Source organism: Enterococcus sp. M190262, from assembly GCF_005843965.1.
GTDB classification, from domain to species: Bacteria; Bacillota; Bacilli; order Lactobacillales; family Enterococcaceae; genus Enterococcus_D; species Enterococcus_D gallinarum.
The window spans coordinates 1,368,063-1,393,187 of record NZ_CP040461.1; the positions used below are offsets into that span (position 1 = coordinate 1,368,063).

Here is a 25,125-nt window from a genome sequence, read left to right on the forward strand (position 1 = left end):
TTGAGTGTTTCAACTGATTTTATTTTATGCTTAAGTTTCGACCACTGAATTTAGCAGGCGCATTTGACGATCAGAGATATTTGTGACGATAGTCAGCAATGGCCTGTCTTGATTCGTAGATATTTTGAGCCAGCTGTTCATTTTTACTCAAAAAGACATAGAACAGCACATCAACTGCCAAAAGATGAGCAATAATCGAGTTGGTTGCTGCACTGCGCATATTGGCTTCTTTCGGTCGGGAAACTTGCAGCGGAACATCTGCTAATTTCGAAAGGGAATTACTGCCAAAGCGAGTCAAAGATAGAACTGGAATCCCCATCTCCTTCGTAAACTCCGCAAGGTGTAGGATTTCAGGTGTTTGACCACTGTTTGAGACAGCCCAGAGCAAACATTCTTTTTCGTGTTTGATCAATTGAGGCAACAGCGAATTATAGTCGGTTTCGAAAATAACCACTTTGCCTAAGCGAGTCCATTTTTGTTGGATATCTTGAGCAATCAAAGAGGAAGCACCGATACCACATACGAAGATCCGATTGCGGGTTTTCAGTAGGTCCGCTGCTGCCAGCATTACTTGTTCTTCTAAAAGGTCCGCAGTCTCATGCATAGTCACTTGGGCATTATGGCTCAATTTCGCAGTAATATCATGAAAAGATTCGTTCAATGCAACATCTGCATAGCCAATGATCTCCTCATGGGTTTGTCGGGAGCCAGATTCCGCAGAAAGCTGAATCTTAAGATCAGTTAGGCTGGAAAAGCCTGTTTTCTTTGCAAAACGAACAACTGTAGGGGCGCTGATCCCGGTAGCTTGAGCCAACTGACTCGCAGTCATCGAAGGAACTTTTTCAGAATTTTTTTTGATGTAATCAAAAAGTTTTTTTTCGGAATTGGATAATTCGCTCTGGATACTTTCAATGCGAGAAAGGACGCTCATAAGGTCACCTGCTTTAAGAAATTTCTAGATTTAGTATACCATAAGTTGGAGTGTTGCTTTCATTTTAAAATGAAAAGATTCAGCGAAGAAACTTGCATTTTTAGGTAGAATAAAGTAAAGTAATTACGTGTGAATACACGCTACCTGTTACTTGGTTCAACGAGTCACCAACGTTTTACTCAGTCGCAGGTGAAAAAAGAAAAAAGAGGTGAAAAACATGGCAATTACGAAAGAACGCAAAAACGAAATCATCAACAAATTTGCTCGTCATGAAGGAGATACTGGTTCTCCAGAAGTTCAAATCGCTGTTCTTACAGAAGAAATCAACCATTTGAACGAACATGCACGTATGCACAAAAAAGACCACCATTCATACCGTGGCCTAATGAAAAAAGTTGGTCACCGTCGTAACTTATTAGCATACCTACGTCAAAAAGACGTACAACGTTACCGCGAATTGATCCAAGCTTTAGGATTACGTCGTTAATCAAACAAAGAAAAGTGAGGTTCAACCCGAATCTCACTTTTTTGCTATGAATCACTGCGACTGGGCGGCACAAGCCGCACAGAGCAGATGATGAATAGTACTAGGCGACTAATCAGGAGCGTAGTCACCCGAGCGGAATCACTGCGACTGGGCGGCACAAGCCGTACAGAGCAGATGATGAATAGTACTAGGCGACTAACCAGGAGCGTAGTCACCCGAGCGGAATCACTGCGACTGGGAGGTACAAGCCGCACAGAGCAGATGATGAATAGTACTAGGCGACTAATAATAGTGGCCCCATCTTTTTAACAAACTCAATTAGCGGGACTTGACTGGTGAATCAAACCCGCAACTAAAAAAGAATCTCTGAGACACGGCGAGCAGCTTCCTACTAACCAAATGAAAGCAGCGGAAGCACCGATCCGCTTTTTTCATTTGTTTAGTAGTGACTTGCTTGGCTCAGAAAAAAAGGAGCAGATTATGACAGAAAAACAAGTATTCAAAACGACTTGGGGCGGGCGTCCGCTACAAGTTGAAGTTGGCCAATTAGCCAAACAAGCAAATGGCGCAGTACTCGTCCGCTATGGCGATACAGTAGTTCTTAGTGCAGCCGTTGCTTCAAAAGAAGCAAAAGATACAGACTTCTTCCCTTTAACGATCAATTATGAAGAAAAAATGTACGCAGTCGGGAAAGTTCCTGGTGGTTTCATCAAACGTGAAGGTCGTCCAAGTACCGAAGCAACATTGACTGCTCGTTTGATCGACCGTCCAATCCGTCCAATGTTTGCGGATGGTTTCCGAAATGAAGTCCAAGTGACAAATATTGTCATGAGTGTGGAACAAGATTGCTCACCAGCAATGGCTGCAATGCTAGGCTCTTCTTTAGCGTTGTCTATTTCTGATGTGCCTTTTGACGGACCAATCGCTGGTGTTGAAGTTGGCCGTGTCAATGGGGAATATGTGTTGAATCCAACCGTTGAACAAGCAGAGCAAACAGATATCGAATTGACGGTTGCTGGTACGAAAAAAGCCATAAACATGGTAGAATCAGGAGCGAAAGAAGTTTCTGAAGATGATATGTTAGGCGCTTTGCTGTTCGGTTTTGAAGCAATCAAAGAATTGGTTGCTTTCCAAGAAGAAATCGTTGCAGCAGTCGGTAAACCAAAAATGGAAGTGACTTTGCTTCAAGTAGATGCTGACTTGAAAAAAGAAATTTTCGATGGCTACTATCAAACAATGAAAACGGCTGTTATGACCGAAGAAAAATTGGCTCGTGAAGACGAGATCGACAACGTCAAAGAAACAGTTAAAGAAGTTTATGCAGAAAAATTTGCGGGTCATGAGGATGAAGCACAGCTTCTAAAAGAAGTGAAACAAATCGCAGAAGACCTTGAAAAAGATGTTGTCCGTGAATTGATCACGATCGACAAAATTCGTCCGGATGGCCGGAAATTGGATGAAATTCGTCCATTAGCCTCAGAAGTCGGTCTGTTGCCTCGTGTTCATGGTTCAGGACTATTCACTCGTGGGCAAACGCAAGCATTATCTGCTTGTACATTGGCACCATTGGGTGAACATCAAATCATTGATGGTTTAGGGGTAGAAGAATCAAAACGGTTCATCCACCACTATAATTTCCCGCAGTTTTCAGTTGGTTCAACAGGACGTGCCGGTTCTCCAGGTCGTCGTGAGATCGGACATGGCGCTTTAGGTGAACGTGCCTTGGCGCAAGTAATCCCAAGTGAAGAGGATTTCCCTTACACAATCCGTTTAGTGGCAGAAGTATTAGAATCCAATGGTTCATCCTCACAAGCAAGTATTTGTGCGGGTACATTGGCATTGATGGATGCTGGTGTTCCAATCAAAGCCCCTGTTGCTGGTATCGCGATGGGACTTGTCTCTGATGGCGAAAACTATACGATCTTGACCGACATCCAAGGATTGGAAGATCATTTAGGCGATATGGACTTTAAAGTTGCCGGAACAAAAGATGGAATCACAGCCTTACAAATGGATATCAAGATCCAAGGAATCACCGAGCAAATCTTAACTGAAGCTCTATCGCAAGCGAAAAAAGCACGGATGGAAATCTTAAATGAATTGACTTCAACTATTGCTGCACCACGGGAAGAATTGAGTCCATACGCACCGAAGATCGAGATGATCCAAATCGACCCAGCCAAAATCAAAGATGTGATTGGTAAAGGTGGCGACACGATCAATGGCATCATTGATGAAACAGGCGTGAAGATCGACATCGATCAAGACGGAAAAGTATCAATTGCTTCTTCTGATGCGGAAATGATCAAGAAAGCTATTAAGATCATTGAAGATCTAACAAAAGAAGTCAAAGTTGGCGAAGTTTATTTAGGGAAAGTTGTTCGTGTTGAAAAATTCGGCGCTTTTGTCAACTTGATCAAAGGCAAAGATGGGTTAGTTCACATTTCTCAACTTGCAAATGAACGGGTCAACAAAGTAGAAGATGTTGTCAAAGAAGGCGATGAAGTTCTTGTGAAAGTCACAGAGATCGACAAACAAGGTCGGATCAATTTGTCTCGCAAAGCATTATTGACTGACGATAAAGCAGAGAAAAAATAATTTTCTTAACTAGTTATCCGCAAGAGAAGATTTTGCAAACGTAAATCAACGTCCAACCCCCAGTAATCGATTCGATTACTGGGGGTTTTTTACGACATAAGGCACAGACATTTCGCTGATAATAAGGTAAACTGACTCAAAGAGGTCGGGCAATCAAAAATTCAAAAAACGTATAGAAGGTGAAAAAATGAAAGCCACACAGGGAAGTGTTTTTCGACGACGAGAGGCCTTGATCACCTACTTAGATAAGTATGATTATGGGACTGTTTCAGAATTAGCGGATCGATTTCAAGTATCAGAAGTGACGATTCGCAGGGATTTGTTGTTTCTGGAAAAAAAGCAGTTGATTGAACGTTATTATGGCGGCGTGAAACGGATTAAGAAATCAGAAAAAAGAGAATCCCAGCAACTTGGATCGGTAGAAGAATTTCCTTGGCAACGATTGCTTCCACCGTTACACCTTTTGCTGCAAGAAAAGAAATTGATTTTTGTGGGGGCTGGACGCTGGTCGAAAGAATTGATCCACGCAGTTGCTGATTTTGATTTAACGATTGTGACCAATGACCATTCCGCATTGATTGATCTAAAACCAGGACGGGCGATTGTTTGTCTGTGTGGAGGAGAAGTGGAAAGCAACTCCACTGCGTTAGTCGGAGATATAGCGACACTGGCTTTCAGCAAATATACGGCTGATTTGTGTTTGATTGAAGCCTCAGGAATCGACTCCCATGAAATCACAACAACGACACTAAGTGAATCCTTTGTGTATCGGACGATGCTTCAGCATACTCAAGGAGAGAAAATCATCTATACGGAAGGAGAAAATATTGGCCATGTCCGAGGATTTATGATTGATCGTACGTTTATGGCGAATCGCTTGTTTAGCAATAGGCAACTTTCAGAGATCGAGACGGCGCAATTTTCTTCTCAAGGTCTGCAGTTTTCACTGCTATGATTTTAATTTAGCATTGAAGTTTTTCTCAGACAATCAATTAAGGAGAATCGTTCATAAATATTCTTTCATGAACAGTTCTTGTCCGGCTATTGCTTTTGATCAAGGAGACGATTATCCTAAATACCAGAAAGCGCTTTACTAAAAAAGACAGGAGAACATCATGACATCAAAATTTCCAACAGATTTTTTATGGGGAGCATCCATTTCCGCACATCAAACAGAAGGAGCTTATTTAGCGGATGGTAAAGGACTAAGTGTTCAAGATACTCGTCCCCGAGACAATAACGAGATCGCCGATTTTACAGTAGCGGTGGATCATTATCATCGGTACAAGGAAGATATCGCCTTGTTAGCAGAACTAGGAATCAAAGTTTTTCGCTTTTCAATTGCATGGTCACGGATCTACCCTGAGGGGCGGGGAAGTGTTAACCAGAAAGGATTGGACCATTATAGTGCTGTTATCGACGAACTGTTGAAGCAGGGAATCCAACCATTTATTACATTAAATCATTTTGATTTACCACAAGCATTGGAAGATCAAGGAGGCTGGACAAATCGCAGTACAGTTGAAGCTTTTGAAACCTATGCTAAGACATTGTTCAACGCTTATGGTGATCGGGTGACCCATTGGTTGACGATCAATGAGCCGAATATCATGCTCTTAGTCGATCGCAAGATTCTAGGCAAGACGATTCCTCTACCAGAGAAGTACCAGCAATTCCATCATCTGATGATTGCTGAAAAGCTTGCCTTCAAACATTGCCATGAACTCGTTCCAAATGGAAAAATTGGACCAGTCCCTAATATCTCGCTTGTTTATGCAGCAACCAGCAAGCCGGAAGACAATCAGGCGGCCCTTTATTTCAATAGCGTTCGGAATTGGGCGTATTTAGATTTTGCCTGCTTAGGACGCTACAATACAGTCTTTCAAGATTACTTGAATCAAAATGGGGTGAAGATCACTATCCACCCAGAGGATCAGGCTTTGATGACCAGTGCCTTCCCAGACTTTGTAGCTATGAATTTCTATACAACGGTCACAGTTGAACAGCCAACGATGGAAGGAGACATGACGAATGGGATCAGTGATCAACAAAGTGAAGACATCATGGAACGAGGGTTTTATAAAGGATTTACGAATCCCTATTTGAAGAAAAATGCGTTTAACTGGACCATTGATCCTCTGGGCTTAAAAACGACTTTGCAAACACTCTATGATCGCTACCATCTACCAATCCTCATCACAGAAAACGGTTTGGGAGCAGAAGATCATCTGGAAGAAAACGGCGCAGTCCATGATCCTTACCGTATCGACTATTTGCAGCAGCACATCCAGCAATGTCTAGCAGCTATCGAGTCAGGAGTGGAATTGATTGGCTATAGTCCTTGGTCTGCGATCGATTTGATCAGTGTCCATGAAGGCATCAAAAAGCGCTATGGTTTTATTTATGTGGATCGGAATGATGCCGATGAAAAAGAGCAAAAGCGTGTGAAAAAAGATAGTTTTTACTGGTATCAAAAGTTGATCGAAAACGGACATTGGGAGGGATAAGCAATGAATCATGTCTTTACTTTTTTAGAGCAGCGATTGATGCCGCCATTAAATAAAGTCGCTAACTTGCGTTTTATCCGAGCAATCATGCAAGCGGGAGTCATCACGGTTCCTTTCACGATCGTTGGCTCGATTTTTTTGATCATCAATAACCTGCCTCAAATTATTCCACCGCTGGCCAGCTTTTTTGAACAGACGATTTTGAAATTTTCCCCGCTTTATAGTGTCGCGACAACTATGTCTATCGGCTCGATCGCACTCTTTTATTGTTTAGCCACTGCGTATTATTTAACGGACATCTATCGCAAAGAAGAAAAACTCCAATTGAGCAGCTTTGTTGGCGCAATTCTTGGGTTGTTTGCATTTTTGATGACGATCATTCAAGTCGATATTTCAGATAGTGGGGCACAATTGCTTCAAACAACTGGAGAGACAGCTATCATCTATAATGGTGTAGCACTTGGCTCTTGGGTGACACGGTTTAGTGGGGTCGGTATTTTTATCGGTATCCTTACGGCGGTGCTGGCAACCCAAGTCTATCGTTTTTGTGTTAAAAAGAAAATCACGATCCAAATGCCAGCGGGAGTACCAGATGGGGTCAGTAAAGCATTTGCTTCCCTGATTCCAGCGATTATTATTGCTTTTTTGATGATTCTGATCAATGGCTGTTTAGCCGTTTTTCATACCGACTTGCATGGTTTGTTGTCAAAACCATTTGAATTTGTAAAAGATTTGACAGGTTCTTGGCTAGGGATCATTGTAATCATGTTGTTGATCCATTTGTTGTGGGCCGTTGGTGTTCACGGAACAGCCGTCATCAAAAACAGTTTTATCAATCCTATTTTATTAGTTGCTTTAACCGAAAACATCGATGGAGCAACCAACATTTTTGCCGGTGATTTTGTCAATATGTACATTTTTATTGGCGGTGCTGGCAGTACGTTAGGGTTGGTCTTGTTGATGCTGTTTCGAGCTAAATCCCAACAGTTGAAAGTATTGGGCAAAGCGGCGATCCTTCCAGGATTGTTCAATATCAACGAACCAGTGATCTTTGGTGCGCCAATCGTCTATAATCCCTATTTGATTATTCCTTTTATTGTGACACCGCTGATCAATGTGACGATTGCTTATTTTGCTACATCCTTTGGCTTTGTAGCTAAAGTGATCACCGGGATTCCTTGGATCTCACCTGTTGGGATTGGAGCATTTCTTGGAACTGGCGGTGATTTTCGCGGAATCTTGATCGCTATCCTTAATTTATTGATTTCGGTTGTCTGCTATTATCCATTTTTCCGAATGTACGATAGTAAACTTTTTGCGGAGCAGCAAGCAAACGAAGCAGAAGCGACTCTCCATGATCAGTAGACAAAAAGAGCGTGGGACAAAAGTAAAAAACACTTTTGTCCCACGCTCTAAACACGTCTAAATGGCGGAAGCAGAAGCAACTCCGAGAAATTAATCGAACTACCCCAAAATTTGAAAAGCAATTTCCGTGTATTCCTCCTTATTTTGTGGAGTTTAACATTTCTGTCCCAGCCTCTTTTTTAGCGAAAACTATAATCCGACAACGAAATATGCCGGGCATGACACCAGTCTTTGACAGAACCGGAGAAAATTAGCGGTACATTGGTCAAATCCTGTGTCCGGGTTTGTCCGACCATGGTGTAGAGCAGCTGAAGCTGTTCTTTCCAAGACTGGATGGTGGCAATCGTTTCTTCAGGTCCTTTATCTAAGAGCATGGTCAAAATCGTAGCAGAGATTCCGACACTTTTGGCACCAAGACATAAAGCTTTGAAAATATCAAAGGCATCTCGAATCCCTCCTGAAGCGATTGTCGTGAAGGAGTGTTGCACTTCGTTGGCTTCTAGTAAAGAAATAACCGTCGATTGGCCGAAGTGATTCAAGTAAGCCATTTCTCGTTTTTTTCTGCGGGCATTTTCAATTTGGGTAAAACTCGTTCCGCCGCTACCAGCAACATCGATCGTTTGTACGCCTACCGAAATCAATTGCTGAATAGTCTCTCGGGTCATACCAAAACCGACTTCTTTTACGACAACTGGTACTGGAGCCGCCTTTACGATTTGTTCCAGCAGACTTAGCCAATTGCTGAATTCACGGTCCCCTTCTGGCATCACCAATTCTTGAGGGGCATTCAGATGGATCTGTAAGGCATCGGCTTCAAATAAGTCGATCGCACGCAAGGCATTTTCAACGGAACTACCAGCACCGACATTTGCTAAAAGAAAGCCCTCTGGATTGACTTGGCGAACGACTTGGAACGTGTCGGACAGCGCTGGGTCTTTTAATGCAGCTGAGACAGAACCAGTCGCCATCATCAGGTCACAAGCTTTCGCAACTTCAGCCAAGTCTTGGTTGATTTTTTTGCTTTTCTCACTTCCGCCTGTCATGGCGTTGATGAAAAAAGGGGTAGCGAAAGAGCGGCCAAAGAGTTCCGTTTCCAAAGTGACTTGTGCGCTATCGATCTCGGGAAAGGACTGGTGAATAATTTGAACCGCATCAAAATCATTCAACCGTGGCTTGTGAAAGGCTTTTGCCAATGAGACGTGTTCATCTTTTCGATTCATTAAATCTCCTCCCGATAATGATAGACATGCAGTGGCAATGGAATAATGTCGGCTTTTTCCCAAGCGCTCATCAATGGTAAGATCCCGGTTTTTTGATCGACAATCACAATGCCACAATCCCCGCCGCCAGCGCCTGAAGACTTGGCGGCCCCGCGATAGGTTTCTGCTAAGTCACATAGTTTCTTTAAAGCGGGTGTTTCAATGGTTACACCAGTCAGACTAGATAATCCTACAAGTAATTTTCGATTTTCGGTAATCATTTTTTTGATTGTTCGGCTGTCTTCATTTAAAAAGCCATCAATCAAACGATTGACACAGTCTTTGCTGTCTGCCAAAAATTTGGCATAGCCCTTTTCTTTGGCTTCTTTTGATTGGTAGACTTGGTCAACTAAATCAGAAGTGGAAGCAGGACTACCTGTCCACCCAATCAACAGGCGCAATGATTTTGGTACAGTCAATGGACGGATCGAAAGCTCTGGCCAATCACTGGTCAATAGCTGAGTCAATGTCCATTCCTGCTGTTTTCGTAAGACCCACTCATGATCAAATGTGGAAAAAGCTAGCCAGCCGCCATAGCAAGAAGCAGCAATGTCACCACACGAGCCATTCCCTTGCACGGCCAAATGGGCCAATGCGGCGATCTTGAATTGCGTCAAGCGATCCATTTTTAGATCATAGTAGAGGTTGAGTGCTTTGACGGTAGCAACGGTCACTGCACCGCTAGAACCAAGTCCATATTTTCGACCGTTGGAATTATCTAACTCACTCGTTACTTTTAAGTCATAAAAAGAGAGCAAGGTTCCCTTTTCTTGAGCGTATTTTTCTGTTAGACGAATAGCAGCTAGAATGTAATGAAAAGGATTTTCTCGGTGGTCCAGTACTAGTTCGCCATTGCGGCGAGTCCAGCGGATCGGCAAGTCACTGTACTGGGCAGATTGGATACTGCCGTTTTTGCGGGCGCCTTCGATCGTCACATTGATAAATTGATCCACCGCAACGATGATCGCTGGATGTCCAGGTTCAACGACCGCATACTCACCTGCAATAAATAATTTGCCGGGGACTGAGATTTCTATCATTTCGACACTCCTTCATTTGTCATAGACGGATCGGTCACTGTCATTGGTAAATCAACCAACCCTTGTCCTGCGTGAGCAACGATTAATTGTTCAGGATGAAAATCTTTTTTCAGCTGGGTTAATATAGCTTCTTCGTCTTTTCTTTGACAAAGCACTTTGACATTTGGTCCGGCATCCATCGTAAAGTAGCAGGCCAGCCCTTTTTGACGCAAGGAACGGACGCAATCCATTGCTCGCAAGGATTCAGGAGACCAGTAGGTGAACGGTGGAGTCGCCGCCATAGTAGTGGCATGCATTTTTAGGGCATTGGCTTCTGTCGTTTCACCTAATAACTGAAAGTCTTTTTCGCGGATGGCTTGCTTTAACTTTTTCAAATCGTGTGGTGTGCTTTCTAGCCAACCAGAATAATAGCTGGAAGTCTTTACAGTCCGACGCATCCCGTCACGACTGGAAACATCTTTTTCTTTGTCGTTGATCAAAATGAAAAGCATACTTAGCTCTTTTTCCCAGCCTTCCGAAGCAATCGGTGTTGCGTAAGACGTGTCATCATCACCAGTATGCCATTCGACAAAGCCGCCAAAAATACTGCGACAAGCAGAGCCAGATCCCCGCCGAGCGAGACGGGATAGTTCTGTTTGTGATAATTGTAAGTCAAGTGCTGCGTTACAGGCTCCGGCTAAAGCAGCTAGTCCACTAGCAGATGAAGCAAGACCAGCAGCTGTTGGAACGAAATTGCGGCTGTTGACTTGCGCGAAAAAAGGACAATTGGCTTTTGCGCGTACAAGATCCAAAAAAGCGGAGATTTTCTTCGTTGCAGCCTCACTCTGCTGTTTGTCATCCAGGAAAAAACGGTCTTGAGTATATTCCTCTGAAAAGGTAACAGAGGTTTCTGTATAGAAAGCATCTAACGTCAAAGATAAGCTGTTATTCATTGGCAAGATCAGTGTTTCGTTCTCTTTGCCCCAATATTTGATCAAAGCAATATTCGTGTAGGCTCGCGCCTTTCCTTTATACATGTTCGTAAGCTCCTAATCCTTGAATCCAAGTGGCATGGGCGCCATTGGACAATAAAATACGGCTGATCACTTCAGCCTGTGTTTTTGTTTGAGTCAAAGCGATCATACAGCCACCGCGGCCACCGCCCGTCAGCTTTGCGCCAAAAGCGCCGTTGGCTAATGCCAGTGACACGAGATCGTCCAGGTTTTGATTGCTGACACCTAGTTGCCGGAGGGTCTCATGTGCGTGGATCATTGCCTGACCTAGCTGCGTCAGCTGATTATGTAAGATAGCTTCTTTAGCGGTCTTTGCTAAAGAACCTAAGCGGCTGATAGCCTGACTCGTTTGGTGTTTTTGCGTTTCAAACAGATGCGCGACGCTTTTGACAGCTGTGCGGGTCTGACCTTTGATCCCTGTATCGGCGACTAACAAAAAGCCATCGATCGTCAATGGAAAAGAAGTAATCGGCTGCCCTTTGGTAAAGTAGATCGCCTCGTTGCCGCTTGTTGCTGCAGCATCAATACCGCTAGGATTTCCATGGGCGATTTTCTCAGAAAAATCGACATAATCCAATAGCCGTTCTTTTTTTAACTCTTTGTGCTGCCAATCAAAAAAGGCCCGAGTCAACGCAACTGCAACTGCCGCACTTGAACCCATTCCTCGTTCTGAAGGGATTGTACTAACGATCGAAACAGAAAAGGGACCGGTTTGATGGTCTTGCTGCAAGCGATGAAGAAGTTCTTTCACATTTTTTAAATGCGAAGGAGCTTCTTCTAGTGGGCCATGGTAATAATGGGAGGTTAAATCATTCGTTAGGCTGGCAGTGATCGTCACGTGGACCTTTGCGCCAGCAAATGGAAAAGCGATGGCGGGTTCACCATAGACGACCGAATGTTCACCCATTAATATGATTTTCCCTGTAGCTATGCCAGTACCGAGTGACATTCATTATCCTCATTTCTCTTAGAACTGCAGCAGAAGTCAAAAGAATGTCTCAGAGGAAGCAGCAGGCAAAAAAATAAAGGTTCCCCTTTGATCCTGTGAGTCATTCTTTTAAACTAAGCTGCAATCTACTTAATAATTACTAGTGATTTCATCATAGATCCTTGTTTTTCCGTTAGAACAGAAAAGTTCGCAGAAAAACGAATAAAAGATTCTTTCTTATTTTACTAGAAGAAGGCTGTTTCGTTAAGCATTCCGAAAAAGAAATCGTAAAAAACTGAAAATATTTAAACTTTTATTGAAAATTTTTTGTTTTTGTGCTTCAAAAGCGCTGGGTTGACGATACAATATCTAGTAGTGTATAGTTGATTACGCAAATGAAACATACAATATTTAGTGATGAGTGAGTTGGGGGATATGAGCGTGATCGTATTAGCAGGAACTATCGGCGCAGGAAAATCAAGTTTAACTGCATTGTTAGCTGATCATTTAGGCAGTCAAGCATTTTATGAGTCAATCGATGATAATGAAGTGCTGCCGTTGTTTTATGCCGATCCAAATAAATATGCTTTTTTATTGCAGATTTATTTTTTGAATAAACGTTTTGATAGTATCAAAAAAGCATTGAATGATGATAATAATGTATTGGATCGATCCATTTATGAAGATTCACTGCTTTTCCATTTGAATGCTGATTTAGGACGAGCAACGGATACAGAAGTTCGGGTTTATGATGATTTATTGGCCAACATGTTGGAAGAATTGCCTTATGCAGCTCATAAAAAACATCCAGATTTATTGGTCCATATTCGGGTTTCTTTTGAAACTATGTTAGAACGGATCAATAAACGGGGACGGGAATATGAACAGTTATCCTTTGATCCTACCTTGTATGACTATTATCAAGAATTGAATCTGCGGTATGATCAATGGTATGAAGAATACCAAGAAAGTCCAAAAATCCAAATCGACGGCGATCAATTCAACTTTGTTGAAGATCCAGAAGCAGCCCAAAAGGTATTAGCGATGGTCGACGAAGCACTGGCAAAAGTGCGCAAATAAAGCAACAGCTGGAGTCCAGCCCATAAAAGTGGGGATTCCAGCTGTTTTCTTTTATAATAGAAGAAAGCGAACATGTAACGTGTGGAGGGAAACCAGTGGAAAAAAAACGATTTTACAATGGCCGTTATGAATGGATTCAAGTGGATCAACAAGACAGTAGCAGTATTGCGCGTTTACAAAGACAGCACCAGTTGACTGATGAGATGTTAACTTACTCATTAGACAAGAATGAACGTGCCCGTGTGGAGTTCGATACTGATGACCAAGCATTGTTGTTGGTGTTCAACGTACCTCAACAAGAAAAGAAAGACAATCATTTTGAAACAAGTCCGATGACGTTTATCTTAAAAAAAGATCGGCTGTTTACTTTTTCTTCGAGAAATACCCAATATGTGATTCCGATGATGGAACGGATACTCGTGCAAAATCCTTTGCAAACACCGATTCATTTTCTTTTTAATAGTCTTTTTTTGATCTCAGGAACTTTTTTTCCTTTAGTCGAAGAAGTCAATAGCGATCGCGTGCATCTCAATCAACGGCTGCGGGAAAAGACCACCAATAAAAATTTGTTGGAAATGTCTGACTTGGAGATCGGACTCGTTTATCTGGTTTCGGCAACGAAACAAAACGCCGTTTTATTAGAACAGATCAAAGCTTTGTCATTCTTTCGTTTAATGGACGACAATGAAAAAGAGCAGTTGGATGATGCACTGATCGAAGCGAAACAAGCCGTTGAAATGACTCAGTTAGCGTTTCAAATTCTGGAACAATTGTCAGGTACGTACAATAATTTGTTGAACAACAACTTGAACGACACGATGAAATTCCTGACTGTTTGGTCGTTGTTGCTGACGGTACCATCGATCGTTACCAGCTTCTTTGGCATGAACGTTCCATTGCCCTTCACGAATACCGTGTTTGGCTGGGGAATCGCTCTGCTGATCAGTTTAGTCTTGTCAGGATGGATGTTGATTGCACTCTGGCGCAGAATCAAGTGATGCTTCAGTCAATCACTAGACCTAACCCCGCTGCAATCACTAATGCTTGTTCTTGGTCAACGATCAATCCCCGCAACAATTCTTGCGAAAGAGCGATTTTCTGGAAAGGATTGGTCCGCAGATCCAGCTGATAGAGTTTGGTTCGGAACCAATTACTGTTTGTCAGCTGATTGTGCTGCAACTGGAGATTTTTCCATTGGACTTCGTAAAATTCTGTGTCATTCAGCTGGCACTCTGCAAAGCGGATCGTTTTGAGATTGGTGTTGCTGAAGGAAGCAAAATTGCCGACGCAAGATTCAAATGTACAGTCACGAAAATAACTTTCTGCAAAATTTGTACCGGTCAGCTTGCAGTTTTTGAAGTGTACTTGATGAAAGCTAGCGCCCAAACATTCCATGTTGGAAAAGTCGCAGTTTTCAAAGAAAACATTTTGGCATTCCCAATGCTCTAGTCTTGTCTTTTGCATGGTGACCTTTTTCAAGTGGCACTGTTTTAAAATAAGACCCGTACAAGCGTCATAACTGGCATCAGTTTCTGTAAAAAAAGCTTGTTCAAAAATTTCTTCATCTTCAAGATAAAAATCTTTTGTTTCTGAGTATTCAATAATCGGTAAAAGAGGATCCGGCTGCTTTTTTTTCATTTTGCACCTCAAAATTTTGTTTTTTTAATAGTATACCATGTTTTTAGCGATGCCTTTAGCAGTGCAAAGATGTTTGATGGATAGATTGTGAATTTAATTCAATAGGCTAACTTTAGCTGCTGAAATAGCAAGGTTTTATGAAAAATAAATACGCTTATATTCACAAGGTTATGAATTGTTTTAAGAAAAATCTTCATTTCAGAAGCATAATTCAAGGATAATTCGGCAATAACCAGTAAAAACTGTCATTTTTTTAACGGTTTGCGAAAATCTTGATAGTTTTTAAATTCACAATGTAGCTATAATGAAACCATAAACAAAAGGGGGAAATTTTTCCATGACAAAAACAGTGATTATTGGTGCGAACCACGCAGGGATTGCCGCAGCAAATACCTTATTAGACAATTACCAAGATCAAGAAGTGGTAATGATCGATCGGAATACAAACCTCAGTTACCTTGGTTGTGGGACTGCATTATGGGTTGGACGTCAAATCGATTCGTATGAAGGCTTATTCTATACAAAACGGGAAGATTTTGAGGCAAAGGGAGCAAAAATCTATATGGAAACAACTGTTGACCATATTGATTTTGAGAAAAAAACGGTTCATGCAGTAACAAAAGATGGTGAAGAAGTGGTAGAAACATATGACAAACTTGTTTTGGCAACAGGTTCAGTACCAATTTCGCCAAAAGTACCTGGTCGTGATTTAGCCAATATTCATTTCTTGAAGAGATTCCAAGATGGCCAATCTGTGGATAAAGAACTAGCAGCTGAAGAAGTAAAAAATGTTGCTGTCATCGGGGCCGGCTATATTGGAGTGGAAATTGCAGAAGCTGCAAAACGTCGTGGTAAAAACGTTCTTTTATTTGATGCCGCTAACCGTGCATTACCAAACTACTATGACAAATGGTTCACGGATGACATGGATCAAAACTTAGCAGAGCATGGGATCGAATTGCACTTTGGTGAATTAGCTCGGGAATACAAAGGAACCGACAAAGTAGAAGCAGTGGTAACGGATAATGGAGAATATCCAGTGGATCTTGTGATCAATGCGATCGGCTTCTTGCCAAACAATACATTAGGCAAAGAGCACTTGGAACTATTTACGAATGGTGCCTACTTGGTAGACCGTCACCAACAAACAAGTGACCCAGATGTTTTTGCGGTTGGAGACTGTGCAACGGTTTATTCAAATGCATTGCAACAAACGACCTACATCGCTTTAGCAACAAATGCCGTTCGCTCAGGGATCGTAGCTGGCCATAACATTGGCGGTACATCATTGGAATCAACTGGGGTCCAAGGATCAAACGGAATCTCAATCTTTGGTTACAACATGGTTTCTACCGGTCTTTCCGTAGAAGCAGCAGAACGAAACGGTGTGAAAGTGAAGTATTCAGATTATGAAGATACGCAAAAACCTGGATTCATGAAAGAAAACGATACCGTGAAAATCCGGATCGTTTACGAAGAAGAATCACGTCGGGTGATTGGTGCCCAAATGGCATCACGTACTTCAGAAATCGCTATGGGAATCCACATGTTCTCATTAGCAATTGAAGAAGGTGTAACCATCGACAAGATGAAATTACTTGATATCTTCTTCTTACCACACTTCAATCAACCATACAACTACATCACAATGGCTGCATTGAAAGCTGAATAATAAATAGCTGAGGGAGCTGTGACAAAAATCTTGTCGCAGCTTCTTTTTTCAAATAAACGATTAGAAGTAGCTTCTTTGGAACCAAGCCGAAACTTCAGGTGGCTGGTCACTTTTGTTATGCGCTCTTTTTTGAAATAATCATGAAAACCATTGACAAGAACTAAAAAAAGCAGTATACTATAAAAGTTGAGAAATTAAAGCAGAAGCACCCGCTTCTCGCCTGAGTGACTGTATCGCTGGGCAGAATAGGATTCCTACATTTTGTGTATGGAGTACGTGCGGGTTCGTGAAGAACTCGTTTTTTTTTATTGTCTGATTTCGAATCGACAAGCTTTTCTTTCTCTCAAAAAACTCGGAGGTGAATGACCATAGCAAAGGATATGATGGTAAACGACGGCATTCGTGCACGTGAATTGCGTTTGATTGATCAAAACGGCGAACAACTTGGTGTAAAGAGTAAAGCTGAAGCATTGCAAATTGCAGAACGAGCAAACCTTGATGTGGTATTGGTGGCACCAAATGCGAAACCACCGGTAGCAAGAATTATGGATTACGGAAAATATCGTTTTGAGCAACAGAAGAAAGACCGTGAAGCTCGTAAAAAACAAAAAGTAATCAACATTAAAGAGGTTCGTTTAAGTCCAACGATCGACGTCAATGATTTCAACACAAAGTTGCGTAATGCACGTAAATTCCTTGAAAAAGGGGACAAAGTAAAAGCTTCGATCCGTTTCAAAGGCCGTGCCATTACCCATAAAGAGATTGGTCAGAAAGTGTTGGATCGTTTGGCTGAAGAAACAGCTGATTTAGCATCCGTTGAACAAAAACCAAAAATGGATGGACGCAGCATGTTCTTAGTATTATCGCCAAAAAATGATAAATAATGACTCACTGAGTTTCAGTTTAAAGTCAGATAACGAAAGATTTTGAGGAGGAAATTAGTTATGCCAAAACAAAAAACACACCGCGGATTAGCAAAACGCGTAAAACGTACTGGCGGCGGCGGATTGAAACGCTTCCGTGCATTTACTAGCCACCGTTTCCACGGTAAAACAAAAAAACAACGTCGTCAATTGCGTAAAGCTTCTATGGTTTCAGCTGGCGATTACAAACGTATCCGTCAACAATTAGCACGCATGAAATAATTGCGTCCCAGGCTTTACAAATTCAAACAACTATCGATTTTCATATTAGGAGGAATTATACATGGCACGTGTTAAAGGTGGAACAGTAACTCGTAAACGTCGTAAAAAAGTGCTAAAATTAGCAAAAGGTTACTACGGTTCTAAACACACTTTATTTAAAACAGCAAAAGAACAAGTAATGAATTCATACAACTACGCATACCGCGATCGTCGTCAAAAGAAACGCGACTTCCGCAAATTGTGGATTGCTCGTATCAACGCAGCGGCTCGTATGAATGGCTTAAGCTACTCAAAATTGATGCACGGTTTGAAATTAGCTGAAATCGACATCAACCGCAAAATGTTAGCTGACTTGGCTGTAAACGATGCAACAGCATTTACTGCATTGGCTGACCAAGCAAAAGACGCTTTAAACAAATAAACTCACGTTGTTCTACAACGATTGAACCCGCTCTATGAGCGGGTTTTTTGTTTTTATGGGGATAAGAAAACTGTTTTTCTGTCTATGGAGTGATTTGGTGAATTTAAAAAAGCGGTCAATTTATTTTTCAGTTCACTAAATATTCACTAAACTAATTGTCGAACCTCCAAATTAGTGGTATATTAAATTATAATGAAATCGGATTCCAGTTTGAGGTGGAGGCTGTGAGATGAATAAATTGATCATCACTGATAAGGCAATGGATGAGACAAAGAACGTTATGAAAATTGTTTTAGGAAATGTATTGATGGGTTTTGCTTATGCAAAATGGATGAAGCCAAATGGCATTATAAATGGCGGTGTTACAAGTATGGCTATGATCGTTGAAAAGGTGACAAGCATACCGATTGTCTATTTAACGTCGGGCATCACACTGCTTCTATTAGTTTTTTGTTGGTTATTCTTAGGGAAAGCCAATTTTTTCAAGTCTATCGTCAGTAGTATTTGCTATAATATATTTTTTGCTCTTTTTTATTATATAGATATCAACTTTCAAGTGAATATAGGAATTGACTTTTTACTTGCCAGCATTTTTATTGCAATAGGATATTATTGTTGTATTTCTGCAAATGCTTCGACAGTAGGGATGGATGTGATTGCTTTGGCAATCAATAAAAGACATCCTGAATTTAACATTGCTCGAGGAATCCGTTATATCAATTTTATGGTACTGGCTTTAGGTTTTTTTACATACGGAATAAAATCCGTTGTTATTGGCGTTTTATTCAGCTTGGTCAACTCATACATGTTAGATGTTTTATTGAAAAAGGCAAAAATATAATTTAAACAGAGAGAAAATGAGGTGTTCGTATGGCAACAATCAAAGATATAGCAGATTTAGCTGGTGTGTCTAAAACGACTGTTTCAAGGGTGTTGAATTTTGACCAAACTCTTTCTGTTAGTGATGAAACTAGAAAGCGGATTTTTGAAGCAGCAGAAAAACTTGAATATACGAAATATAAGCGGAATCGAGTGATTGATAAAGGGAAAATCGCGATCGTTCAATGGATGACTGAAAAGGATGAATTGGATGATGTCTATTATCTTTCGCTTAGAATGAGTGCAGAGAAGAAGATTTTAGATGAAGGGTATGAAATCCTTCGTTATTTTCGCAATGATGAAATGCTTTTCGATGATGACATCATCGGCATCATTTCAATTGGCGAATGTTCACCGGAACAGCAACAATCTTTGATCGATTTTACGGATAATCTAGTCTTTGTGGGGATGGATATTCTTTCTGCAAAATATGACTCTGTTTCACTCGATTTTGATCAAGCGGTCAGTAGTGTAGTAAATTTTTTTGTTGAAACAGGGCATAGGAATATTGGCTTTATCGGAGGACTTGATTACGGCAAAACATTACCCAATCATCCTATTGGCAAGGATACGCGGACCATTGCATTTGAAAAATATACTCGGATAAAAGGTGTGTATAATCCAGAAAATGTTTTTCAGCACTCTTTCGATGTTGAGAGTGGCTACGAAATGATGACAAAAGCTATCGAAAAACTTGCCGATAATCTACCTACTGCTTTTTTTACTGCAAATGATCCGTTAGCGGTAGGGGCTTTAAGGGCTTTATTGGAAAATGGAATCAAAGTACCGGAAAGAGTTTCATTGATTGGTTTTAATGATACTAGCATAGCGAAACATGTCTTTCCGACCCTTAGCTCAGTTAGGATACATACGGAAATTATGGGGGAAGTGAGTGTTGAATTATTACTCGAACGCTTAGAAACGGAGCGCCAAGTAGCAAAAAAAGTAATCATTGCGACGGAATTAAGTTTGCGAGGAAGTACCGATAATGAAAAGAAGTGAGAAAAAGCCATGACAAACCTCTTGTCATGGCTTCTTTTTTGTACAAATATATTCAGTAAACAAATGTAAAAAGTTCAGTGAACTTATTGACCTTTTGTTTACTTTCGTGTATTCTATGTATTGAAAAAAAGCGTTTACAATATGGAGGGGAAAATATGAAGTTCAGAAAAATGTTGTGCGGTACGTTAGGCTTATTGGCAATCGTTAGTTTGGCAGCATGTGGTGGAGGTGATTCTAAGTCTGAATCGAAAGCGGATTCAGCAAAAGATTTGGCAAAAGAAGCACGGGTAGAAAAGGCGAGCATTGAAGTGTATGTGCCACAAGGGAAAAATACGGATTATTTAAAAAAATCGATTGAGCTTTATAACAAGAAGTATAGCACTGAACTAGAATTGAACCCGGTAGATGTGGCACCTGCAATTCCGATGGTGCAAAAGGTAACACCAAAGCTAGTCGCTAATGAAAAAATGCCAGATTTGATTTTTTTACAAGACAGCAATGCAGGTTCTGTTTTTGATAAATTTGAAGATCTCTTTTATTCAGCAGAAGATTTTGGATTTGTGAAAGATTATGGAAAAGACTTTTATTCAGCCAAAATGAATATGTTAAGTAATATTGCACCATCGAAAAAAGTTTTTGGATTTCCAAATGACTGGGGCAATGCATCTATGTTTTACAATGAAGAAGCATTTAAAACAGCTGGTGTAGATATGAAACAAATCAAAACTTGGGATGAATTGATCGAGGCTGGTAAAAAATTAAAAGAGAAAACTGGCAAAAAGCTATTATTTATGAGGGATACTGGCGAGTTAGACTTGGTCAAGTACTTAACAGAACAGCAAGGCGTTTCATTATTTGATAAAGACGGAAATTTGAATCTCTTAGATCCTGCTGTAAAACATTCTTATGAAATCATAAAAAAATTACAAGATGAAGATTTAGTTGCATATGGTAACTCAAAAGATTATACAGTGATCGGTCAAGACTGCGGTATTATTCTTGCTGGGGGCTGGTTGGCATCATATCAAGCAAGTGACTATCCCGATGATGAAGGGAAATGGAGAATTGGTGCGATTCCAGCAGTTGATGAGGACAATAATTATTCTCCAATGAGTGGTGGCTCTAGTTATTACGTTCCGAAAAATTCGGAAAATGCATTGGCTGCACTACAATTTATTACTTTTGCATTAACAGATAAAGAAGCGTTAGATGCTTATATGGAGTTAAGCGGCTTACCTGCGAATACAACAGCTTATACAAGTGAAGTTGCTCAGAAGGAATTTCCTTATTATGGCAATCAAAAAATCTTATTGACACTTGATGAAATCAGCCAAAACAGTATTGAAGGGTATGCTTTCCCTTATTCAGCTGATTTAGACAACTATATTGAAGCTGCTAGTTACGATATCAAAAATAACGGTGTTTCTGTTGATGATGCATTGAAGAAACAAGCTGATGATTTTGCTTCAAAATATGGCGTTAAAGTGAACGAATAATTTTTAAAGGGGTTATTCTACAAAGCTAACCAATGACTGTAGGAATCCATGTACAATGATTCTGATTTCTAGCAGGTCCTTCAGTTCATGACGATCAACTGATTTCAGACGTAGAGGTAGTTGAAAGTTATAGCGTTGTTTTGAGTGATAGAATAACCCCGATTTTAAAATTGAAAAGGGGTATCCATATGGAATTTCGTAAAAAGAGAGGGATTACAAATTATTCCCGCACAGCCTACATTATGTTGCTGCCATTTCTTCTTCTTTTTATCGTTACATTACTTATTCCAGCCGTCATGTCATTGGGATTTAGTTTCTCGAAAGTATCGACAGCAATTGAATTTATTGGTTTGGAAAACTTTATTGCCATTTTTAAAGATCCATTATTTTTTAAATCCTATTTCAATGTTTTCATTTTTATGCTTTTTTCCATACCAATCACAATCTTCTTAGCACTGATTTTTTCTGTGTTGTTAAATAAACCAACGATTAAAGGAAAAGGTTTTTTTCGTACCGTGTATTACTTACCAGCTATTACTTCAATCGTAGCTGTTTCCTCAGTGTTTTTGACCTTTTACAACCCCACAGGATTATTTAACTCAGTTTTGGCGACGATTGGATTAGCGCCAATTCCTTGGCTGACTGATCCCTTTTGGGCTAGGGTTTCGATCATTATTATTTCGGTCTGGTTGAACGTGGGGTATTACACCGTTTTATTTTTAGCCGGCTTGCAAAATATATCAACTGAAATCTATGAAAGTGCGGACATTGATGGAGCAAACAGCCTGCAAAAGTTTTTTAAGATCACGATTCCACTATTGAAGCCTGTAGTTTTGATGGGGATGATTTTATCAACCATTAACGGTCTAGGTGCGTTTGAAGTACCAAACATTTTATTTAAAAATGGCTTTGGTCCAGAATCTTCGGCTGTAACTGTCGGTGTTAATTTATATAAGACGAGTTTCGAAATGGTCGATTTTGGAAAAGCTTCTGCGATTGCATGGACAATGGTAATCATTGCGGCCATTTTATCCATCATCCAATTTATTGTAGGGGGAAAAAACAATGAAGCGTAAGCTGAACCCATTACTTATTTACTTTGTACTCTTAATTGGATTGGTCATTTTTGCATTACCTTATGTATACATGCTGATTGCCTCTACTCAGTCCAATGATGTCATTTTAGGCGAAAAAATAAATTTCACGATTGGACCTCATTTTTTGAGAAACATCAAAGAAGTCCAAGAAAAATATGATTACATTCGCGTACTGATCAATTCAGGCATCATAACTTTTGTGGGTACAGCCGTTTCAACTTTTATCACGACATTAGCGGGATATGTAATGGCGAAATACCGCTTTAAGGGAAGTAATCTAATTTTTAATCTAGTCATGATCTCCCGCATGATTCCTGGGTTCGCGACATTGATCCCTACTTTTTATATTTTAAGTAAGTTTGGTCTGACAAATACGTTTGCCGGTGTCATTATTCCTAGTGTGGCCTCCACGACTTCCGTGTTTATGATGCGACAATATGCACAGCAGTTTCCTAATGAATTAATGGAAGCATCGAGAATTGATGGCGCAAGTGAGTGGACGATCTTTTGGAAAGTCGCCGTTCCGGTCTTAACACCTAGCATCATTACGACTGCTTTGCTTACCTTCATGGGATATTGGAATTCCTACTTGATTCCATTGATTGTACTGTCTGACTCCAAGAAATTTACGGTGCCGTTGATTATACAAAATATGACACAAAACAATTATGACCCATTGAATTACGGCGCATTGATGGCAATTTTGGCCACATCAGTTATACCGATCGTTTTGCTATATATGTTTTTACAATCAAAATTCAAGTCAAATGGGCTAGATTCAGCGATTAAATAGGTGCTTTTTAGGAGGAACAATGGAATGAAGTTTGAAATCAAAGAGGAATTTTACCTAGATGATCAGCCGCTAAAATTAATTTCTGGCGCTGTCCACTATTTTAGAATTCCGCCAACACAATGGGAACAAACATTGCGTAATTTGCAAGCGATGGGCTGTAATTGTGTTGAAACATATGTGCCGTGGAATTTGCACGAACCAAAAAAAGGAGTATTTGATTTTGAGGGGTTGGCAGATGTAACGACATTTTTGGATATAGCTGAAAAATTAGGGTTATTTACAATTGTTCGTCCAAGTCCTTATATCTGTGGTGAATGGGATTTCGGTGGCTTGCCTGCTTGGTTGTTAAGCGATAGTAAGATGCGGATCCGTAGTCAATATTCTGGTTATTTACAAGCAATAACGGAGTATTATGAACAACTTTTGCCGAAATTGGTTCCATATCAATTTACCCATGGAGGCCATCTATTGATGGTGCAGGTGGAAAACGAGTATGGCTCCTATGGTGAAGACAAAGATTACCTGAAATTCTTAGTGAAAGAGCTTCGGAAATATCTCACGGTTCCTTTATTCACTTCTGATGGAGGTTGGCGAGAAGTATTGGAAGCTGGCACTCTTCCAGAAGAAGACATTTTAGCTACCGCTAATTTTGGTTCTGATGCAAACGAGAACTTTGCTTGGCTCAAACGTTATCAAGAAAAAAACAACTTGATTGAACCGCTTATGTGTATGGAATTTTGGGACGGCTGGTTCAATTCTTGGCAGAAAAAAATTATTCGTAGGGATCCGCAGGAAACAGCTGAAGAAGTTCGCGAGGTAATAAAACGAGGCAGCATTAATTTTTATATGTTTCAAGGTGGAACGAATTATGGATTTTATAATGGCTCTTCGGATGCAGGCGTTCGGAATGAACCGCAAATCACTTCATATGATTATGATGCACCATTGACAGAATGGGGGGCACCTACCGAAAAATATTTTGCCATTCAAAAAGTGATTCAAGAAGAAGTTCCTGGAGCGCAGACATCTGAACCACTCTATCCTCAGTTAGTTAGTTTGGGGATTTTTCCAATTCAAGAAAGCGTAGGATTATTTTCTGTTCTCGACGAAATCAGCAGTCCGATCAGCAATGATTACACATTACCGATGGAGTATTTAGGACAGAATTTTGGCTACACTCTTTACCGTAGTCAATTAATGGAAAAGCGGCGGATAGAAAAATTGAAAGTCATTGATGGATTGGATCGTATCCAGTTTTTTGTGAATCAAGCTAGAGTAGCAACCCAATATCAAGACACGATCGGCGAAGAAATTACTTTTGACCTAACTGAAGAACAAAATGAATTGAGTTTGCTAGTTGAAAACATGGGAAGAAACAATTACGGTCCTAAGCTCGTGGCAGAAACCCAAAGAAAAGGGATTCGCAGTGGTGTGATGGAAGATATCCATTACATCAGCAACTGGGAACACTATTGCCTTGAATTCGAGCCAGAACAAATTGCTAGAATCGATTTTTCTAAAGCGATGACACCAAATACACCGGCTTTTTATAAGGCAACAATTGCTTTAGAACAGGTTGGAAATACTTTCCTAGATTGTAGTAGCTTTGGTAAAGGCGTTGTTTTTGTAAATGGGCAAAATATGGGACGCTATTGGAATGAAGGACCAGTCAAAACCCTCTATATTCCGGATTATTTCTGGCGAAAGGGCGCGAATGAAGTCATCGTTTTTGAAACAGAAGGAATCCCTATTGATGAATTACGTTTCCTTCAATCACCAATCATGGAGTAAAGCA

The 25,125-nt window shown here is 40.6% G+C and carries 23 protein-coding genes and 1 other annotated feature; of the genes, 17 read left to right on the plus strand and 6 right to left on the minus strand.

Annotation, left to right across the window (positions count from 1 at the left end; translation table 11 throughout):
• Window positions 1-70 precede the first annotated feature (70 nt).
• A complete protein-coding gene (locus FE005_RS06440; RefSeq protein ID WP_003128626.1) occupies window positions 71-931 on the minus strand; it encodes a MurR/RpiR family transcriptional regulator in 861 nt (286 codons plus the stop codon).
• A 217-nt stretch (window positions 932-1,148) separates the two neighbouring features.
• Here FE005_RS06440 and rpsO point away from each other — a divergent pair, with 217 nt between their 5' ends.
• From rpsO to celB, 5 genes are all read left to right on the plus strand, one after another.
• A complete protein-coding gene (rpsO, locus tag FE005_RS06445) occupies window positions 1,149-1,418 on the plus strand; it encodes a 30S ribosomal protein S15 (RefSeq protein ID WP_003128628.1) in 270 nt (89 codons plus the stop codon).
• 480 nt (window positions 1,419-1,898) lie between these two features.
• Complete coding sequence (gene pnp / locus FE005_RS06450) at window positions 1,899-4,016, plus strand: polyribonucleotide nucleotidyltransferase (RefSeq protein WP_041119857.1); 2,118 nt, start codon at window positions 1,899-1,901, stop codon at window positions 4,014-4,016.
• A gap of 187 nt (window positions 4,017-4,203) precedes the next feature.
• Window positions 4,204-4,971, plus strand: a complete 768-nt coding sequence (locus FE005_RS06455) for a DeoR family transcriptional regulator (RefSeq protein ID WP_081131380.1) — start codon at window positions 4,204-4,206, stop codon at window positions 4,969-4,971.
• 160 nt (window positions 4,972-5,131) lie between these two features.
• Window positions 5,132-6,523 (plus strand): glycoside hydrolase family 1 protein, encoded by a 1,392-nt coding sequence (locus FE005_RS06460; RefSeq protein ID WP_103300342.1) that lies wholly within the window; start codon window positions 5,132-5,134, stop codon window positions 6,521-6,523.
• 3 nt (window positions 6,524-6,526) lie between these two features.
• The gene (gene celB / locus FE005_RS06465; protein WP_029487281.1) at window positions 6,527-7,888 is read left to right on the plus strand and encodes a PTS cellobiose transporter subunit IIC; all 1,362 of its coding nucleotides are present in this window, start codon (window positions 6,527-6,529) and stop codon (window positions 7,886-7,888) included.
• A 179-nt stretch (window positions 7,889-8,067) separates the two neighbouring features.
• Here celB and fni read toward each other — a convergent pair whose 3' ends face one another.
• Genes fni through mvk form a run of 4 tightly spaced genes read right to left on the minus strand, consistent with a single transcriptional unit; the run spans window position 8,068 to window position 12,128 of the window.
• Window positions 8,068-9,108, minus strand: coding sequence for a type 2 isopentenyl-diphosphate Delta-isomerase (gene fni / locus FE005_RS06470; protein WP_138371486.1), 1,041 nt, complete (start codon window positions 9,106-9,108; stop codon window positions 8,068-8,070).
• Entirely contained in the window at window positions 9,108-10,187 is a 1,080-nt protein-coding gene (locus FE005_RS06475; protein WP_060813070.1) for a phosphomevalonate kinase, read from the minus strand. The genes fni and FE005_RS06475 overlap by 1 nt, the downstream gene beginning before the upstream one ends.
• Window positions 10,184-11,203: a diphosphomevalonate decarboxylase gene (gene mvaD, locus FE005_RS06480; RefSeq protein WP_138371487.1), complete on the minus strand. Its 1,020-nt coding sequence runs from the start codon at window positions 11,201-11,203 to the stop codon at window positions 10,184-10,186. Before mvaD ends, FE005_RS06475 begins: the two co-directional genes overlap by 4 nt.
• On the minus strand, window positions 11,196-12,128 hold the full coding sequence (gene mvk, locus FE005_RS06485) for a mevalonate kinase (RefSeq protein ID WP_138371488.1): 933 nt from the start codon (window positions 12,126-12,128) through the stop codon (window positions 11,196-11,198). The genes mvaD and mvk overlap by 8 nt, the downstream gene beginning before the upstream one ends.
• Before the next feature lie 414 nt (window positions 12,129-12,542).
• On the opposite strand from mvk, the gene FE005_RS06490 reads away from it, so the two are divergent.
• Both FE005_RS06490 and FE005_RS06495 read left to right on the plus strand, forming a co-directional pair.
• Window positions 12,543-13,187 carry a deoxynucleoside kinase gene (locus FE005_RS06490; protein ID WP_003128640.1) on the plus strand — a complete coding sequence of 215 codons (645 nt, stop codon included), beginning with the start codon at window positions 12,543-12,545 and terminating at the stop codon, window positions 13,185-13,187.
• Window positions 13,188-13,282: 95 nt separating this feature from the next.
• Entirely contained in the window at window positions 13,283-14,185 is a 903-nt protein-coding gene (locus FE005_RS06495; RefSeq protein WP_003128641.1) for a magnesium transporter CorA family protein, read from the plus strand.
• Between the two features lie 4 nt (window positions 14,186-14,189).
• Here FE005_RS06495 and FE005_RS06500 read toward each other — a convergent pair whose 3' ends face one another.
• The gene (locus FE005_RS06500) at window positions 14,190-14,825 is read right to left on the minus strand and encodes a pentapeptide repeat-containing protein (protein WP_003128642.1); all 636 of its coding nucleotides are present in this window, start codon (window positions 14,823-14,825) and stop codon (window positions 14,190-14,192) included.
• A 337-nt stretch (window positions 14,826-15,162) separates the two neighbouring features.
• Between FE005_RS06500 and nox the strand changes: the two genes are divergently transcribed.
• From nox to FE005_RS06550, 10 genes are all read left to right on the plus strand, one after another.
• Window positions 15,163-16,497, plus strand: a complete 1,335-nt coding sequence (gene nox / locus FE005_RS06505; protein ID WP_003128643.1) for a H2O-forming NADH oxidase — start codon at window positions 15,163-15,165, stop codon at window positions 16,495-16,497.
• Between the two features lie 191 nt (window positions 16,498-16,688).
• Window positions 16,689-16,810 (plus strand) — a sequence feature (ribosomal protein L20 leader region).
• A gap of 49 nt (window positions 16,811-16,859) precedes the next feature.
• Complete coding sequence (gene infC / locus FE005_RS06510; protein ID WP_003128645.1) at window positions 16,860-17,381, plus strand: translation initiation factor IF-3; 522 nt, start codon at window positions 16,860-16,862, stop codon at window positions 17,379-17,381.
• Between the two features lie 60 nt (window positions 17,382-17,441).
• Window positions 17,442-17,642 carry a 50S ribosomal protein L35 gene (rpmI, locus tag FE005_RS06515; RefSeq protein WP_003128650.1) on the plus strand — a complete coding sequence of 67 codons (201 nt, stop codon included), beginning with the start codon at window positions 17,442-17,444 and terminating at the stop codon, window positions 17,640-17,642.
• Window positions 17,643-17,703: 61 nt separating this feature from the next.
• Window positions 17,704-18,063: a 50S ribosomal protein L20 gene (rplT, locus tag FE005_RS06520; protein ID WP_003128653.1), complete on the plus strand. Its 360-nt coding sequence runs from the start codon at window positions 17,704-17,706 to the stop codon at window positions 18,061-18,063.
• A gap of 229 nt (window positions 18,064-18,292) precedes the next feature.
• Window positions 18,293-18,904, plus strand: a complete 612-nt coding sequence (locus FE005_RS06525; protein WP_103300347.1) for a YitT family protein — start codon at window positions 18,293-18,295, stop codon at window positions 18,902-18,904.
• A 29-nt stretch (window positions 18,905-18,933) separates the two neighbouring features.
• Complete coding sequence (locus FE005_RS06530) at window positions 18,934-19,944, plus strand: LacI family DNA-binding transcriptional regulator (RefSeq protein ID WP_103300348.1); 1,011 nt, start codon at window positions 18,934-18,936, stop codon at window positions 19,942-19,944.
• Between the two features lie 155 nt (window positions 19,945-20,099).
• Entirely contained in the window at window positions 20,100-21,440 is a 1,341-nt protein-coding gene (locus tag FE005_RS06535; protein ID WP_103300349.1) for an ABC transporter substrate-binding protein, read from the plus strand.
• Between the two features lie 188 nt (window positions 21,441-21,628).
• On the plus strand, window positions 21,629-22,516 hold the full coding sequence (locus FE005_RS06540; RefSeq protein ID WP_103300350.1) for a carbohydrate ABC transporter permease: 888 nt from the start codon (window positions 21,629-21,631) through the stop codon (window positions 22,514-22,516).
• Window positions 22,506-23,330, plus strand: a complete 825-nt coding sequence (locus FE005_RS06545; protein ID WP_103300351.1) for a carbohydrate ABC transporter permease — start codon at window positions 22,506-22,508, stop codon at window positions 23,328-23,330. Before FE005_RS06540 ends, FE005_RS06545 begins: the two co-directional genes overlap by 11 nt.
• Before the next feature lie 24 nt (window positions 23,331-23,354).
• Complete coding sequence (locus FE005_RS06550; RefSeq protein ID WP_138371489.1) at window positions 23,355-25,121, plus strand: beta-galactosidase family protein; 1,767 nt, start codon at window positions 23,355-23,357, stop codon at window positions 25,119-25,121.
• Window positions 25,122-25,125: the final 4 nt, after the last annotated feature.